This window comes from Yoonia tamlensis, from assembly GCF_900115105.1.
Taxonomy (GTDB): domain Bacteria; phylum Pseudomonadota; class Alphaproteobacteria; order Rhodobacterales; family Rhodobacteraceae; genus Yoonia; species Yoonia tamlensis.
The window spans coordinates 1,889,601-1,907,475 of record NZ_FOYP01000001.1 but is presented as its reverse complement, the minus strand read 5'-3'; the positions used below and the strand labels follow the sequence as shown (position 1 = coordinate 1,907,475).

Here is a 17,875-nt window from a genome sequence, read left to right as displayed (position 1 = left end):
GCTTGTTTGCGATCATTGTGGCAGTGTTTTTGCCAAAGCCCGGCAGGCGTGCTGATCATATGCGCGTTGTGCATTTTTGGCGGTGTGGCCCATGCGCAGCCGGTACCGGCGGGTACGGATCTGACAGGAATTACCCAAGCCGCGCAATCCGGTGCGACGATCCAGCTTGGCCCTGGCCCCTATCCGGGGATCATTGTCGCCTATGCCAAAGACCTGACCATTCTTGGCGCGCCCGATGGCAGCACCGTTCTGACAGGCAGCGCAGAGGCGGAAATGGTTGTGACGGTTGACGAAACCGGTCAGGTGACGCTTGAAAACCTGACAATCACACCGCAGCCGCAAGTTGGCATGGGGGTTTATGTTCAGGGCGGGCAGGCCCAAATGCGCCATGTCACGATCACCGATTCCACGGGGCCTGCGGTCTATCTGGCGGGCGGTAGGCTGGGCGTTGACAGTGCGGTCCTGACGCGCGGGGCGGCGCAGGGAATTCTGGCGTTTGACGCATCAAGCATCGAAATCACAAACTGCCGCATAGCAGGCTTTGCGGCCCAAGCGCTTGCCATTCAAGGGCCTGCGCGCGCGCAACTGCAGCAGGTGGATGTCGCGGAAATCGGGGCGGGTGCGCTTTTTGCGGCGCAGGGCGCGCAGTTGCAGCTGGCGCAGGTCACAATTGATGGGGCCGCAGGCCATGGTATTCTGGTGCAAGAAAATGCGCAGCTTGCCGCCTCGGATGTGCAGATGCGCAATGTTACGGGCACGGGGGTTCTGGCGTTACAGGCAGGCAGCCTGCGCATGCAACGCGCCGATATCGCGGCGGTCAATGATACCGCGCTGATCATCCAAGATACTGGCCCTGTTGCCGTGACCGACAGTGCGTTGCTTGGCCTGTCGGGCGCCGTGGATCTGCGCAATATCGTGGGCCGATTGCATATTGAAAACAATGTCTTGCGCGCATTTGGCGATAGTAACGGGTTGGCAATCGAGGGGCCTGTAACGGGCCAAGTGCGCGCCAATCGCATCGTTGGCGGGCGGTCGGGCGTCGTTCTGAGCGGCCAGTCGCAGGGGGTTGAATTGCACGATAACGCGGTTGCGGCGCGCGCGGGGCAAGCGCTTTATGGGGGGATGACAGGGCCGGTGGATATATCCGCAAACGCGTTTCTGGCGGCCAACGGGCTTGCGCTTTTGTTCGAGAACGGCACCGAAACCGCGTTCGCGAACAATCTGTTTGCCGCGCAAGGCGAAACTGCGGTCTATGTGCAGCACGCGGCAGTTTTGCAATCGACGCGCAGCATGGGGCTGGCAACGGCTGACGCGTTGGTGATCTTGCAATCAGCGGCGGCAGGGCACCATGCGCAGGCCGATATCTGGGCGGGCGCGGCACCGGCACACAGCGGCGGGGCGATCTATGCCGAAATGGATATTGCAACCGATGGCACGACCCGCGCGCTTGGGCAGGTGCCGCTTGATCGGGGCGCGGTGGATGCAGTGCTGGCAGCGCTGACACCGGCTGTGGATGCGGCAATTTCCGGCGATTGGTCTGGTGTTATTGCAGCGCGCGCAGCCCTTGCGGAGCTTGACGCGGATGCACGCGCGCAGGTGGATGCGATGGGCGCGCTGCAGGTGACGGTCAAGGATCGTTTCGGTCAGGACATAGCGGTCGGCTACACGGTTTATGATCTGGATAACCGGATCGTCGGGGCGGGCATTTCTACGCTGCAATCGGGTGGCGCTGAGCTACGATTGCCCTTGGGCACCTATGTCGTTGCGGCAGATCAGGGCGCGCATGATCCGCAAGTCGTCGACATCACCCGATCGGGTGCCAAAAGCGTCGAAATCATGTTGCCGACCACGGCGCTTTTGAAGCTCGAGCAATGGTCGAATGCTGCGGGGCAATATGTACTTACCGACATTCCCGTCACGCTTTTGCCACTTGCAGAGCGCCAAGCGCGCTGGGCGCCACCCGCTAGCCGGCAGCTTCCGGCGGCGGTGCTTGCACCTTCGGGTGCAACGCAGGCCGCATTGGCGCAGGCACGCGCGGCCTATGCCGGATTGGACGCGCGTGTTGTTGCGCTTGGCGCGCAATATGCGACGCCCGACCAGTTTCCTGGCGGGTTTGCCGCGTTGAATGCGACCTATCAAAGGGTGCGGCGCAGTGCCGATGCGGCCGAACGGCTGATCATCGCCTACGGTGACCAAAGCGATGTCGCTGCCGCGATTGCGGCCGCGCGGCTGGCTGCGCAGGATGGCCGGGGCCCGTACAGCGCGCTGCATCGGGCGATTGCAATCGAGATACGTCTGGGCCGCTTGCAAGACGGCGCGGTCATGGCACTGCGCGATGATCCGGATCTGCGCCAGCACGCGGCGCAACTGCTGCGCCAATACGGGATGCCTGCGGCGGATGATGTGATTTTGCAAGGGCTGGCCGATCCGCAGACATGGGGGCTTGCGATGGCGGGGCTGTCCTATGTGCCTGCCGGCGATTTGCCGCAAAGCCACGGGTATTTGCGTGAAATTATCGCCGCGCATCATGAAAGCGCCGCACAATTGCGCGCCCAAGGGGCGGATGCACAGGCGCTGCGCAATGATCCGACAGTCTGGGCTGCACGCAGCGCCGCAATCGCGCTGATCGGGCGGTCGGATGATCCAGAGACATTGGCCGCCGCCTTTTCCGTGCCGCAAGCGGAACATATGCTGCGTGAAATCCTGCCGCTGATTGCCGGGCGTGAAGCATTGGTGGCCAATCTGATCGGCGCGGCCCGCCCTGACGGCCCGTTGTTTCAAACCAACCAGATCCGCATGTTCTGCCCCGTGCTTGACCGGTTGCCCGAACCCGAGGCGCGCGCGTTCGAGGCTGCTTTGGCCACGCAGTATCAAACCAATGCGGCGCTGCTCGAGATCACGAACCTTGGGGCGCAGCGGAGCGCGCTATTTGGCAGTTACCTGTTTAACGGGCATATCGCCGAATGCCGGCCAAACGCATTTGCCGCAAAATCGCTGTTTGCACCGTTTGAAAATTATATCACCTATGCCGCCTGGATGCGCAGGGACTGGGCGCAACCCCAAGCTTTGACCGATTTTGCAAGCGGTGACGACAGCAGGTTCGGGGTGGCGCGCCATGCGGGTGTGGATGCTCTGGCGCAAGCGCTTGAAGGGGTTATCGCCTCGGAAACGACGGTGGTAGCGCCTGCATTGGTTGTTGCGGCCGAAACCTATGCCCCCGATTATTGCGCCGCCGACTGGTGTCACTTTTCGTTGCGCCGCCCATCGGACGCGCCGCAAGGGGCATTGATCGGCCGTTTGCATGCGCAGGCCGGACTGATCGAAGGTGATCTGCGGATCGCGCTGACATTCGACTGGGCGCGCCACCGCGAGGCAAGCCTTGCCACGATGATTGAAAACTCTCCCTTGCGTTTGGCACATCTGATGCGCGACGGCGCGCGGCCCTTGGTTGCGGATGTTTACCTGACACACGCAGGGCAGCGCATTGCGCTGATCGATAGCCCACCACCCGGGTCACGGCCCTTTGTGCTGCAAGCCGCGCTGCCGGATAATGTGGTCGGAATAGACGGGCTGGTGCTGCATGTGTTGCTGGATGCCTTTGGCACGCAGCAACAACTGGTCATGCCAATCGGTTACGGTCAGGACGCTGCGCGCTTGCGCATGGCGCAGGCCCGCCTTTCGCAGGCGCGCGCCGCATATGATGCCGCGCCTGATAACCCGCGTACGCGATTGGCTTTGGGACGCGCGCTGGCCGCAACCGGCCAGATCGATGCGGCCGCAACACAGATACTGGCCATTGGCGATATGATCGGCGACCCCGCGCGCGTAACGCGTGTGGCGGTGAATATGTATCTCGATCACGACCGGATCGCTGCGGCTGATGCGCTTTTGGCGGTGGCCGTCGGGCAATATCCGCAGGATGCCGGGCTTTGGCGGCAAAGGGCTGATGTGGCATATGTGCTATCGGATTATGCGACGGCTGCGGCGGCTTTCGGGCAAATCGCCGCGCAGGATGCAAATGCACGCTGGTGGGCGGCTGTGACGCGTGCGCTTGCGGGATCGGCCGATGGTGTTCTGGTGGATTTGCAGGCGGGTGATCCGGGCGCGCATGCGGCGGTCAGCTATATGCTGGAACGCAGGCTTTCGCGCGCCGCCGGAGCCGCAGTGCCACCACCACCCGATGCGACATTGCTGTATTTCGCGCCGGAATTTGATCTGGGCGTGCCGTCAGGGCTTGAGGATGCAGATGACCCCAATGCACCAAGCCCCTGTCATGTGTCCCTGTTTGCGGCGCTTGAAGCCCAAACCGATGCGCAGCCGGTGCTGCAAGACTGCGCCTTTGGCACATTGGCCTACCGTTTGGGGCAGGCGCTTGGCGTCGGGGTGCTGCCATGAGCCGCATTTTCGCACATACCGCAGGGCTGATGCTGCTGCTTTGGGTCTGGATTTTGCCAGTTGCGGCCCAAGATGACGTTTTTGATGATCTGGACGATGCAATCGCGAATACCGCGCGGGCCGTGCAGGACGCGAGCGCAGCGGCGGCTGATTTTATCGACGCCCTGCCTGACGCGCCTTCGGCTGGTTTGGGTCGGCCGGTCGCGGCGCGGCTGGTGTTTCAAGGGGCGCGCGCAGACCAAAGCGGCGACGGAACTGGTGACGGCGCACAAGCCCAGAATTGTGCGGGCGGGTCGATTGTTGGCGAATTGGGCTGCGTTGCTGCCGCGATGGAAAATGCCGGCGTGGGCGGGGGTGGCACAGGCACCACGGGCGCACGCAGCCAGTTGCCGACCGCCGCGCGCGCCGAGATTATGGTGCGCCCGTTGCTGCAAGCCGAAAACGGTGGTTACCGGCTGACGCTTGCGGTTGGTGCGCGCAGGCTTGATATCGGGGCCGAAGTGCCAGCCGCAACCGCGGCCGCTTTGCGCCGCGACAGCCAGATTGCGCATCTGCGGCTGATCGGGTTTAGCCGCATGTTAACCGAAACCGAGGCCGCGCAGCTGCGTGAAACCCTGATTGTGCAGATTCCCGTGGTGGCCCCGTTCGCGGTGTTGACAACCTTCAGGCTGGCGCAGCCCTTGATGGTCACTGTGGCCCTGCCTGGTGGTGGCGCGCAGCTGCGTGTGGCGGCGCAATCCGGCCCTGCGGAAAATGGACGCTGGCGCTGGCGGCAAGCGCCGATGCCGCTGACCTATGGCAGGCCCTATGTGATTGAGGCGCAGTTTGAAACCGCCCCGCCCGAAAACCAAATCACCGTGCTGCTAACCCCCGAAGGGGCCGCGCCAACCGGCGTGGTGCTGACCAAAATCACCGCGCGGCTTTATCGTTCGGGGCCGATCAGGCTCGCGCCCGGGCAGGGCGCGGCATTGCCCGGGCCAGAGGTTGCACCGGAACTTGCAGGGCTTTTGACCCAGCTTGCCGGCCCGTGGGAGGCCGAACACCAGCACCCCGATCCGGCGCGTATCAAATTTGGCGGCCCTGTGCAGATTGATGCAAATGGCGCGGTCACGCTTGCGCTTGAAGATTTTGACCGCAGCTACGCCACGCAGGCCGTATCCCTGCGCATGGATGCGGGCGCGCTCACCTTGCGCTTGCGCGGCGAATGGCCGGAACCGCCAAACCCGCCCGCCCAAGCCAGCGTTGCGGGCAATCTGGAACTGGGTGCGGCCGCTGCACAGGTGTTCGAAGTGCCCGCAAATGCGCGAACGATGGTGCTGACCTATGCGGCGGCGACGGCCAGCGCGACCATTGATGCCGCACAAGGGCGCGACATTGAAATCCGGCTGGGCCAGACGGAAACGGGCGATTTGCAGGGCTTTTGGCAAAGCTTTGACAATGCCGGCCAGCCGCGCGCCAGCGGCACGGCGCTTTGGCGGAACAAGACCCCGATTATTGAAGAAATTTTTGTTGTCACCGACCAGTTCCACCAAGACGAGGCCGGTATTTCCTACCCCTATCCGTTTGACGCGCAAGGTCGCAATCTGGGGCATAACAGGCGCACACTTTTGGTCATTGGGCAGAATTTTCCGCGTGGCGGTGCCGATGATCGGGTGGTTTTCGACGCGCAAGGCAACCCGATCCGCTATGCGTTGCGCGGGGATTACAGGGACGTTGGGAGCAACGGGGTGTTGCGCCATGATTTCGACTGGGCCTTTGAACGGCGCGGGTCGCGGCCTGCGGCTGGGCAGGATGCATTTCTGGTCACGGCTACCCTAGAGCCGGGTGTTTTGCCCGGTGAAACATTGCTTAAGATGAACGGGGCAGCGGGGGTCTGGACCTTGGGCTTTGGCGATGCGCTGGGCGAGCTGGCGTTTGTGCGCGAAATCCGCGAGGACGAATTTGAACCCACTGCGCGTGTCACCCCGATGGAGCGCGCCTTTGTGCGTGTCAGGCTTGCGGGGCGGTTGCCGATGGAAACAATCGGCGTGCGGCTGGGCGTTGACGGGCAGCCCGTGACGCTTGAAATGCCGGACGCTACGGCGGCCAATCCGGATGCCGCGCCACGTGATCCGAACCTGATCACCCTGACCCGCGTTAGCGGCGGTGACGGCAACACCTACCTGAGCCCCGCGATTGCACTGCATCATCCGGTGCAGGCGCACCGCGCGCCGCCGCCTGTTGCGGGGCAAATCGGGCTGCCTGTGCAGGCGGGGCAAGTGATCCAGGCTATGCTTGCCAACCCCGATCAAATCCGCGCCACGCCTGCATTGCTGCGCGTGCCGGTCATTTCCGGCCCCGCCGAAGTCAACGGGCTGTGGACAGAGGCGCTGGCACGCGCGGCGCGCTGCCACGATATGACGGGAATCGATTTTCGCAGGATTGCGGCACAGGAATCTGACGAAATATCCAACCGGATCGTGTTTGATCGCAATTTCTCGGAATGGTTTTCGCGGCGGTCGTTGCGCGTGACCTTTGGCGATCATGCGGCGATGATTTTGCTGCGCGACCGCTTTAACCAAAAGATGGCCCGCATTTTGGGTGAATACCGCGCCATTCGGGCCGATACGGATAAAACGCGCAATTTCATCCGCCTGATGTCGGGGCAGGTGTTTGATCGCAATCTGCCGATCAACCGTATTGAAATTGCAGCCCCCGATGGCAGCAAGCTTGATTTTACGGCGGTGAATAATGCTGATTGGGTGCGCCGCCGCTGGGCGCTGACGCAAGACCAATTTGCCGCATGGCAATTGGCGCAGACGCGCGCGGCGCTGGATGTGTTTATCGGGCATATGGAAACCTCGATTGCCAAAGGCAATGCCGCGGGCGATTGCGATGCGCAAGAATTGTTGCAACTGACGGGGTTTGGCTTTGACGCGGTGGCGCGTGATCTGTTGCCGGATCTGTTACGCCTGCGCACAGAACGCGAACCCGACCGCCAATATTGGGAGCCCGATCTGGCCGCGCGCGGCTGGGTAAGCAGCCTTGGCACATTGGCCGCCGCCGTCAAAGCCCAAGAGGATTACGCAGCGCTTGATAACACGATGATCGCCTTGTCGATTGCGGCAGTATCGGTTGGCGCAGGCGCCATTCTGGGCGAAGGCGTGCTAAGCGCGGTTGTCACGCTCGGCGTGGATACGGCTGATCTGGCCTTTACGCTGGCCACTGAAATTCCCGAATACCTGCAAGACCAATCCAACGTGACATTCGCGCGCGGCGCATCGCCGGTGATTGGCACCGAACGGCTGGATATGGAAAGCGCCGAAGCCAAGACATGGTACGAGGCCGCGCTTGGTGTGCTTGGTTCTGGTGTGGGGGCGGGTTTTACTGCGTATCGCAGCGCGGGTCTGGTAAGCGATGCGCTCTCGGCGCGGCGCGGCGCGGATGTTGCCGCGCGGTTGCGCAGCGGAACGGCAGCCACAAATCTGAGCGAGGCAGAGAAGGTCGATTTATTGTCATTCCTGTCGCGCGCCGAAGCAAAACGCGCAGCCGAAGGCGGGGCGGATAGCCTGACCGATCTGGAACGCGGATCGCTGGCTTGGCTGGACGAAGCAACCGCCGCCAACCGCGCGGGGGGGGCGGCCGAAACGGGCGATGTCGCGCGGCTTGCAAGCGCTGAAGATGTCAGCGCCGCGCGGCCCGCCGATGTGTCACCGGATGTGACGCCTACTGATGCTGGCCGTGCAATTACGCCACCGCGATCCGGGGCTGATGATCTTGATGCGCTGGATGCCGAACTGGTCGAGGCGGGCGGCACCGCAGGCACGCGCACCCCCGCTGCTGATGCCCCACCCGCTGAAAACACAGGGATCAGTAACCGGCTTGAAAATGCGGGTGCGGCGGATGATGCGGGCACGACTGCGCGCGTGCAGCCTGAAACCCCGCGCCCTGATGCGCGCGCGCCTGACACAGATGTGCCAACAAATGTGCGCCCTGAAACCCCCGGCGCTGAAACCCCGCGCGCTGATGCGCCGACCACCCGCGACCCGGCGGAAATTGCGGATGCAGAGCCTGTCCGTGCCGCCTCCGAAGGTCTGCCGCGCCGCACAGCCGCACCGCCCGAGGTTGATGCGCGCACGCAAGCCTTGCGCGGCTCTGCGGACCGTCAGGTTGCGCGCGCCGCCGATACGGCCCGCGATGGCGGGTATGCGGCAGAAGCCTTGCGTGCGGATGAGGCGCTTGAGACCGCGCGTCTGCAAGATGCGATCGACGGGCGTGTTGCCGATGCGCGCAGCGCCGGCGTGCCCGAGGATGTGATCAGCCGCAACCTTGGCGACCCGCGCGCCGCTGAAATCGCACCTGTCGCCGCGCGCGCGGCCGCGCTTGACGCGCTTGAGGCCGAAATTCGTGCCGCCGACGGGATTGGTGCTGCGGATGATTTGCCGCCGCCAGGGCGCATGGCGGGCGATGGCGGTGCGCCGCCTGCGGGGGCTGCGGATGATTTCGACCGGTTGGATATTGGCGCACCATCCACGGGCGCGGCCCCACCCGTAACACCGCGCCCCGAAACAGGGCCTGCGCTGCCACGGCGCGCGGATGCGGCTGAAACTGTGCCAACGCGCCCCGATCCGATCCCTGACTTGCCCGAAGCGCCGGCAAGCCTCGGGCCTGATATCCCGCTTTTGACGCAAAACCCGCCGCCAGCGCGGCTACCTGATATCACGGATGGAAATCTGCCGCCGGTGTCGGCCTATGCGCGCCCTGCGGATGGGGCGGCTGTGGGCGACGACTGGGTGCGGATGCAAGACGGCACCCGCGTGCCGCCCGATATGGCGGATGATCCTTTGGTGCAATTCATGACTTCACGCACGCCGAATATGTCGGCGGATGATCTGAACCGGACCACCGATCTGGTCTTTGGGGACACGCACCGCGGCGATTGGGACAGCGTCTATGACGCGATCCGCAGGGGCGAAATCGGCCCGGAACGCGCCGCGATGGTGCAGGCCTTGCGGCGCGAGATCGACGATCTTGCGGGGCTTGAAAGCAGCTATATGAACACGCTGCGGCGCGCCGATAACGGCCCGATTGCGACACCCGAACAGGTCGCGCTTTGGCGCAATAACCCGGGGCTGCAACAAGAGGTGCAAGACGGGGTGCTTGATATCATCCGCCGCGCGGCCGCGCCGCCCAATGACAACCAGACCGCACAGGCATTTCTGGCGCATCTGGATGCCGGAAACGTGCGGCTGCGGTTTGATGCCGAAAGCCCGTTTCTGGGCTATGCGCCCAAACGCGTGCTGCCGGACGGGCGCGAAATTCCGATTGATGAAATCGCCGTCAACCCGTTCTTTCGGCATGATGCGATCACGGGCGGGGCGTCCCGTGTGCGCACGCTTGATGATATGGCGGCGACCTTTATTCACGAATTTGCGCATCGGATGGGCCACGGCGAAATGCGCGCATGGATGGAGGAGTTCCACTTTTTGCGGCAAATGGGCCGTGAAGGCGCGGCCAAGCTTGATGACGCCAGCGCATTTGCACGCATTGCGGGCGAAGACGGGCCGGTATCAGCCGTTTCCGCACTGCGCGAAAACCTGCGCGGCACCTATGGATCGCTTTATGATGCGCTGCGGCTTGAACGGCAGCTGACCATCCCCGAAGGCGGGCTGACGCCGATCCCGATGCCTGATGAGGTCGGCCGTCTGGGTGGGCTAAATCTGGAATCCATGCGCGGGGTCGAGGACCAATCCATTTACCGCGCGGCGGGGGATGCTGACGCGGGTGGCGCGCTGGATGAAACCATGATCCAGCCGGGGCCGGGCAATGCCACGCCCGGGCTGGACGAAACCGTGATCCAGCCGGGGGCCGCGGCGGATACCGCGCCGACACCTGTAGCCGGGTTCGATAATCCCGCCGATCTGGTCGCCAGCCGCCGCCAGATGCTTGAAGCCGAGGAGGCCCGTGTGCAGGGCATCGTTACAGCATGGCAACGCGGTGATTACGCGCAGCTTGCCCCTGAAGATCTGGCCGAAACCTTGCAGCCTGTTTTGGACGCGCGCCAAGGCATGGCGCATCAAGAGGCGCTGGAATCGGCGGTTGACCAGCTGCGCGGGCTTGGCGCGAGCGAGGCGGAAATCATGGATCTGGTCGGCGGTTTGGGTATTGCGGGGCCGGATAATATCAGCCGCTGGCTAGGCCCTGTCGGCAATGCGCAGCGCGAACTGTTGACCCGATCCGGCCACTTCTTGCAATCGGCCGCAGATGGCAACGCCTTGCAAGGCCGCATGACGCGGGTTTTGGCCGGACAGCCCGAACCCGGTGATCTGATCGCGCTGCGTGCCAGCATTGATGATGCGGCGGCGCGCGGTGGCAATTATTTTGACGATCTGGCCCGCACGGGCCGCTATTCCACCGCCGATGGTTTCCAGCCCGCGATGACCCCTGATGCCATCGCAAGCCTGCGCGGCATGGTGGATGAAGGCGCTTTGCTGGATGATGTGGCGGAATTTGCGGATGGTTTTGATAATCTTGCCTTTGCGCCGCCCGCCAGCCCTGCACGCGCCACTGGGCCTGTTGCCGACGCGGGGTTCGCGCCGCCGCCGACAACACCTGCATCCGACAGCGCGCCTTGGAGCGTGGGCGATCTGGACTTTAACACACTGCCAAACAGCCCGCTGACTCGCGCGCCCGCGCCCGCGTCCGCGCCTTCGCCCGTGGTCGACAACCGGCTGGCGGAACTCGAAACCGCAGCCGCCCGTGCGGATGCCGCAGCGCGTTCCGATATTGCAAACCGTCTGGCCAATGACGCGGTGCCAACGCATCGCAGCGATGCCTTTGTGAATGCGCGGGCGGTTGTGACGCGGGCCAATGCCGCGCGCACGATGGTGACAGCCGTGGCCAATGCACGCGGGGCAGGGGTGCCCGAAGATATATTAGAGACGCTGGTCACAGGGCCCGATGCCACGTTTGATGACCAGTTGCGCGCGATTGCAGCGCTTGAGACCGAAGCGCTGACACGCCAAGGCTATACCGTCTTGCCGCCCCAAGCCACGGCCGATTTTGCGCAGCTTGCCGACAGGGTGCAGCGCGGCGCGGCGACGCCTGCTGATCTGGCGCATCTACGCGATCTTGAAAATGCGGCGGCCAGCCGTGGCGAAGATTTCTATGCCACATTGCATTTGCAAGGCACGATCACCCCCGGTCAGCCCTATGCGCCCGTTATGTCGCAAGAGGCTGCGCGCGCTTTGGCGGATGCCGCGCGCCAGACGGGGCAATAGTTGACCGATTTGCGCGCCAAAGTGGTCGCTGGACGCTTGACCATCCAAATGGGCTCGCATATTGAAAGCCCGAGCGCGGGCGTTGTGTAATGGTAAGACCTCAGCCTTCCAAGCTGATGACACGGGTTCGATTCCCGTCGCCCGCTCCAAAATCCCTTTCAATTTGTATAACGGTTAATTGTAGCTGCGCCTTGTGAATTGGGCGGGGCGGTTTTATGTCTGCGCTAAGCAATAGATTGAGACACAAATGGCCCGACCCCCGAAGATTGGTTTAGATCGCACACCCGGCAAAAAGGTGGGTGCGCTCAGGGCGTTATGGCCGTTCTTGAAACCTTACCGCATGAACGTGATCGCAGCAGCGCTTGCGCTAGTGTTTACGGCGTCGATATCATTGGTTTTGCCAATTGCAGCGCGGCTGATTGTTGACAATTTTGGCGCTGATGACGGCACGATGCTGGCGCAGCATTTCAAAACAATGATGACCTTTGCCGGACTTTTGGCGGTAGGGACGGCGCTGCGCTATTTCCTTGTCACGCGGCTGGGTGAACGGATTGTCGCCGATATTCGCAAGGCGGTTTTTGCGCGGATGATCGGGATGAGCCCTGCATTTTATGAACGCGTCATGACAGGTGAGGTGCTTAGCCGGATCACCACCGATACGACACTGATCCTGTCGGTGGTTGGTAGTTCTGCTTCAATCGCGCTGCGTAACGTGTTGATTTTCCTTGGGGGTGTGGTGCTGATGATGCTGACATCCGTCAAGATGAGCGTCATGGTCCTGTGGCCGATTCCGGTTGTTTTGATACCGATGGTCATTCTTGGCCGGCGGGTGCGTAGCCAATCCAAGGAAAACCAGGACCTGATCGCGGAATCCAGCGGCGGTGCATCCGAACAATTGCTTGCGGCGCAAACCGTGCAGGCCTTTACCCACGAGGACCGCAGCCGCGCCAAGTTCGATGACGTAACAGAGCAAAGTTACCGTTCGGCCCGTCGGCGGATTTTCACCCGCGCGATGTTGACGGCATTGGTTATTTTTATGGTGTTTTCCGCGATTGTGCTGTTTTTGCGGATGGGTTCGCAAGATGTGCGCACGGGCGAAACAACCGAAGGCGGATTGGTGCAATTCATGATCTACACGATCATGGTCGGCGGCGCGGTTGCGGCCCTGTCCGAAGTCTGGGGGGAACTCCAGCGCGCGGCAGGGGCAACAGAACGCTTAGTCGAATTGCTAACCATTCAGGACACGGTGCAAGACCCTGCCGAACCCGATGCTGTGGTGACGCCCGTCAAAGGCGGGCTGGTGTTTGATAATGTACACTTTAGCTACCCGTCGCGCGCGGATATTCCGGCGCTGCATGGCATTGATCTTGATATCAAACCTGGTGAAACCGTGGCGCTTGTCGGACCGTCCGGCGCGGGCAAAAGCACGATGATCCATATGGTGCAGCGGTTCTATGACCCGCAGGAGGGTGCTGTGCGTATCGACGGGCAGGATCTGCGTGATATGGAACGCGCAGCGTTTCGCCAGCACATCGCGCTTGTGCCGCAAGACCCTGTTATCTTTGCCGATACCGCCCGCGAAAATATTCGCTTTGGCCGCCCTACCGCCACCGACGAAGAGGTTACACAAGCCGCCAAAGCCGCCGCTGCGCATGATTTCCTGACTGCGCTGCCGGATGGCTATGACAGCTATGTCGGCGAACGCGGGGTGATGCTTTCTGGGGGGCAAAAGCAGCGGATCGCTATTGCGCGCGCCATTTTGCGCGACGCGCCGATCCTGCTTTTGGACGAGGCAACGAGCGCACTGGACGCCGAAAGCGAACATGCGGTGCAGGTTGCGGTGGAAGAGCTGGCCAAGACCCGCACGACATTGATCGTGGCGCACCGTCTGGCCACCGTCAAAAAAGCCGACCGGATTGTCGTGTTCGAAGAGGGCCGGATCGTCGCCCAAGGCACGCATGACAGCCTTGTCGCGCAAGGCGGGCTTTATGCGCGGCTGGCCAAGCTGCAATTCACCGAAGGGCAAACTGCGGAATAATCACGAAATTGCGTAGCGTCAGACTTGCGCAATGCTGTAGATTTGCTCACGCTGGCGTTCAGATGCGACTGCCGTAAAAAGCATGGCAGCGTCACTCACAGGGGAGGAGAAACGGCATGGCTTATGCTACGATAGAGGATCGCAATGCGATTCAGAATGAAATGCCTTGGGACGCACGCGATTTGCCCAAGACCACCTTTGCGCTGCTAAGCCAGACCGCTGACAAATTCGGAGAGCGCAACGCGGTAAGCTATAGCTTGCTGTCTGATCCCGCGGCAAAATGCGAAACCTTGTCCTGGAATGAACTGCGCGCGCAAACCGCGCAGGTTGCAAACCTGTTCCGGTCGTTGGGTGTGGGCGAAAATGATGTCGTCGCGTTTTTGCTGCCCAACGCGACTGAGACCATCCTGACCTATCTGGGCGGGCAGGTCGCCGGTATCGTCAACCCGATCAACCCCTTGCTGGAAGCCGAACAGATTTCGGCCATTCTGCGCGAAACCAACGCCAAGGTGCTTGTGACGCTCAAGGCGTTTCCAAAGACCGACGTTGCGCAAAAGGCCGCCGAGGCGGTCCGGTTTGCACCGAATGTCAAAACCGTTCTCGAGGTGGATTTGCTGCGCTATCTGACAGGCGTAAAGAAATTTATTGTGCCGCTGATCCGGCCCAAGAACCCGACCAATCACGACGCACAGGTGCTGGATTTTAACAAAGAAATGGCAAAACAGCCCCGCACGCTTGCCTTTGCGGATAGTGCTGGCGACCGTGTTGCGGCCTATTTCCACACCGGCGGCACCACAGGGATGCCAAAGGTCGTGCAACACCGCTATTCAGGGATTGTCTACAACGCTTGGCTGGGCGCGCGGCTGTTGTTTACTGAAAAAGACGTGCAAATCTGCCCGCTGCCGCTGTTTCACGTATTTGCGACGATTGTGTCCTTGGGGGCATCATTGGGGTCGGGCGCCGAAGTGGTATTCCCGACACCGCAAGGCTATCGTGGTGACGGCGTGTTTGACAACTTCTGGAAGCTGATCGAAAAGCACAAAGTCACCTTTATGATCACCGTGCCAACGGCGATGTCGGCGCTGATGCAACGGCCCGTGAATGCCGATATTTCGACATTGCGGCTGGCATTTTGCGGCTCTGCGCCGCTGCCGCTTGAGCTATACAAACGGTTCGAAGCGGCCGCAGGCGTCACGATTTGCGAAGGCTACGGCCTGACCGAGGCCACCTGTCTGGTTTCGATCAACCCGCCAGAAGGTGAAAAACGTGTCGGTTCGATCGGGATTCCGTTCCCCTATACAGACGTCAAAATCATGTCTGTCGCGACCGGCGAGGCCGTCGGCGTTGATGAAATCGGTGAAATTTGCGTCTCGAACCCAGGTGTGTCCATGGGCGCAACCTATACCGAAGCCGACAAAAACGAGGATCTGTATTACCCCGGCGACAAGTCGCAAACCCAATATCTGCGCACCGGTGATTTGGGACGCTTTGACCCTGACGGCTATTTGTGGATCACAGGACGCGCCAAAGATCTGATCATTCGCGGCGGGCATAATATCGATCCCGCCGAGATCGAAGAGGCGCTTGCCGGTCATCCCGCCGTTGCCTTTGCAGGTGCGATCGGCCAGCCGGATGCGCATGCGGGCGAAATCCCTTGCGCCTATGTTGAACTGGTTGCGGGCGCTGAAATTACTCCCGAAGAACTGATCGCCTTTGCCAAGGAGCATATCCACGAACGTGCAGCCTATCCGAAATATCTGGAAATCCTTGACGAGTTGCCAAAAACTGCGGTCGGCAAGATCTTTAAGCCCGACCTGCGCAAGAAAGCGATTGCCCGCATTTACAACACAGAGCTGGCAGATACAGGCGCGACCGTTGTTGCTGTCGTTGAACACAAAAAACGTGGGCTGGTTGCGCGTATTGCAAAACCCGCCGATGTGGACGAAAAAGTGATCGAGAAAGCGTTGGGTGCCTATACGGTTGCATGGGAAATCGCCACATAACGCTCCGTTACAAAAGGACGTAAGACATGGCGAAACTGGGGTTTTTGGGGCTTGGCGTTATGGGGTTTCCCATGGCAGGGCATTTGCAAGCGGCAGGGCACGCCGTCACGGTTTATAACCGGACGGCGGCCAAGGCCCAAAAATGGGCCGAAACCCACGGCGGGCAAACCGGCGCAACACCGCGCGCCGCCGCCGAAGGTGCCGAAATGGTGATGGCATGCGTCGGCAATGACGATGACCTGCGCGCGGTTTGTCTTGGCGAAGATGGTGCATTTGCAAGCATGGCGTCGGGGTCGATTTTTATCGACCACACCACCGTTTCCGCGGCCGTCACGCGCGAATTGCACGCGGCGGCCGCTGAAAAAGGCATTGCCTTTATTGATGCGCCCGTGTCCGGCGGGCAGGCGGGTGCCGAAAACGGCGTGCTGTCTTTGATGTGCGGCGGCGCGCAAGAAGACTTTGACCGCGCCGCGCCTGTGCTGGACGCCTATGCGCGTATTTGTCGTCGCATCGGTGAAAGCGGCGCAGGGCAATTGACCAAAATGTGCAACCAGATCGCCATTGCAGGGGTGGTGCAAGGCCTGTCGGAAGCCTTGCATTTCGCCCAGAAGGCAGGCCTTGACGGGCGCGCCGTGGTCGAGGTGATCAGCCAAGGTGCCGCGGGTAGCTGGCAGATGGCCAACCGCTATGAAACCATGCTTGACGATCATTATGCACACGGGTTTGCGGTGGACTGGATGCGCAAGGATCTGGGCATCTGTCTGGACACTGCCGATGAAAATGGCGCGAGCCTGCCACTGACCGCGCTGGTGGACCAGTTCTACAAGGATGTGCAGAAACTGGGCGGCGGGCGCTGGGATACGTCATCGCTGTTGAAACGGTTGCGGGCGCTTGACGGGCAATCCTAGAACAATGTGATGTCGCTTGTCGCGGGGACGGGTGGTTGCACGGTTTCGATGACGGGCTCTGATCCGAGAATTTGTAACTGCCGTGCGGCCCCTGTAGTCGGGGTGAACTGGACGCGGCGGGCCTGATCGCCGCCAAGACTTTGCGACACACAGGCGATCCCCTCGCGGTGCAGGAAATCAAGCGCGAAATCGGCATTATTGCGCCCGATTGCGGCCGCATGGGCGGTCATGCGGGCGCCGCCAAATACCTTTGCCTGCAACGACGCGCGATCGCCGCCGGCATGCAAAACGCGGTTGATCAAAAGCTCCATCGCGTTGACGCCATAGCGCAGGTCATTTGATTGGCTACCTGTGCTGCTGGCCAGCAAAAAATGGTTCATGCCTCCGACCCGCGCAAACGGATCAAACAGACAAACCGCGACACAAGACCCCAAGACGGTCGACAAGATCACATGTGGGTCGGCGGAAACGACAAAGTCGCCCTGGATCACGGTGACGATCTGCATTGGTTGTTCGGCTGTGCGCGGAAAATTCATGTCAGCTCCTGTTCATTGCAGTGCGCAGCAGGGCGGGCCCGATTTCCGAAATTGGAAGTTCGCGTTCGACCGCGCCCAGCGTTTTTGCAACGCGCGGCATGCCGTAGATAATCGATGTTTTCTCGTCCTGCCCAAGGGTGCGCGCGCCTGCCTGACGCAGCGCCAAAAGCCCGCGCGCGCCGTCCTTCCCCATACCTGTCAGCAGCGCTGCGGTGATATTTGGCGCAAATGGCAGCGCGGATTCAAAAAGCGCGTCGACCGCGGGGCGGTGGCCCATGCGGGCAGGGCTGTTGCATAGCGCGATCCGCAGCGGCGTTCCGGTGGCGATGCGCAGGTGATATTCCGTGCTTGGCGAAAGATAGATATGCCCCATGGTCGGCACAGCACCATCCTGGGCGGCACAGACTGTTGCTTGCGTCGCGCGGTCAAGCAGCCGGATCAGGCTTGCCGCGAATTGACCGCCGGTATGCTGGACAATAAGCGTCGGCGGGCAAAACGGCGAAAAATGACGCAGGATTTGCAACAATGCGTCGACCCCGCCGGTCGATGCGCCCAGCAAAATTATTTTTTGATCCCGCCCGTTATCGGCATTCTGGCGGGATTTGTCCGGTTTTAACGGCCGTGCGGGTGCCGTGCCGGCCTGCGCGGCCATCTGCACGTCACAGCGCCGTATCGCGGGCATTTGCTGGTCAACTATGTGCACTTTGCTTTCCTCGAAAGCCATGTCACCGATCAT

7 protein-coding genes and 1 tRNA gene are annotated in these 17,875 nt (G+C 61.7%); 6 read left to right on the top strand and 2 right to left on the bottom strand.

Annotated elements, in window-relative coordinates; translation table 11 throughout:
- Nucleotides 1-48 precede the first annotated feature (48 nt).
- From BM320_RS09775 to BM320_RS09750, 6 genes are all read left to right on the top strand, one after another.
- The gene (locus BM320_RS09775) at nt 49-4,395 is read left to right on the top strand and encodes a right-handed parallel beta-helix repeat-containing protein (protein ID WP_090199445.1); all 4,347 of its coding nucleotides are present in this window, start codon (nt 49-51) and stop codon (nt 4,393-4,395) included.
- On the top strand, nt 4,392-11,654 hold the full coding sequence (locus BM320_RS09770; protein WP_090199443.1) for a hypothetical protein: 7,263 nt from the start codon (nt 4,392-4,394) through the stop codon (nt 11,652-11,654). Before BM320_RS09775 ends, BM320_RS09770 begins: the two co-directional genes overlap by 4 nt.
- Before the next feature lie 75 nt (nt 11,655-11,729).
- Nucleotides 11,730-11,803: transfer RNA gene (locus tag BM320_RS09765), tRNA-Gly, on the top strand.
- 98 nt (nt 11,804-11,901) lie between these two features.
- On the top strand, nt 11,902-13,692 hold the full coding sequence (locus tag BM320_RS09760; protein WP_090199441.1) for an ATP-binding cassette domain-containing protein: 1,791 nt from the start codon (nt 11,902-11,904) through the stop codon (nt 13,690-13,692).
- 116 nt (nt 13,693-13,808) lie between these two features.
- On the top strand, nt 13,809-15,695 hold the full coding sequence (locus tag BM320_RS09755) for an acyl-CoA synthetase (protein WP_090199438.1): 1,887 nt from the start codon (nt 13,809-13,811) through the stop codon (nt 15,693-15,695).
- 26 nt (nt 15,696-15,721) lie between these two features.
- Nucleotides 15,722-16,603 (top strand): NAD(P)-dependent oxidoreductase, encoded by an 882-nt coding sequence (locus BM320_RS09750; protein ID WP_090199436.1) that lies wholly within the window; start codon nt 15,722-15,724, stop codon nt 16,601-16,603.
- Here BM320_RS09750 and BM320_RS09745 read toward each other — a convergent pair.
- Both BM320_RS09745 and BM320_RS09740 read right to left on the bottom strand, forming a co-directional pair.
- On the bottom strand, nt 16,600-17,139 hold the full coding sequence (locus BM320_RS09745) for a chemotaxis protein CheD (protein ID WP_242650993.1): 540 nt from the start codon (nt 17,137-17,139) through the stop codon (nt 16,600-16,602). The genes BM320_RS09750 and BM320_RS09745 overlap by 4 nt on opposite strands.
- A 1-nt stretch (nt 17,140) precedes the next feature.
- Nucleotides 17,141-17,875: a CheB methylesterase domain-containing protein gene (locus BM320_RS09740; protein ID WP_090199434.1), complete on the bottom strand. Its 735-nt coding sequence runs from the start codon at nt 17,873-17,875 to the stop codon at nt 17,141-17,143.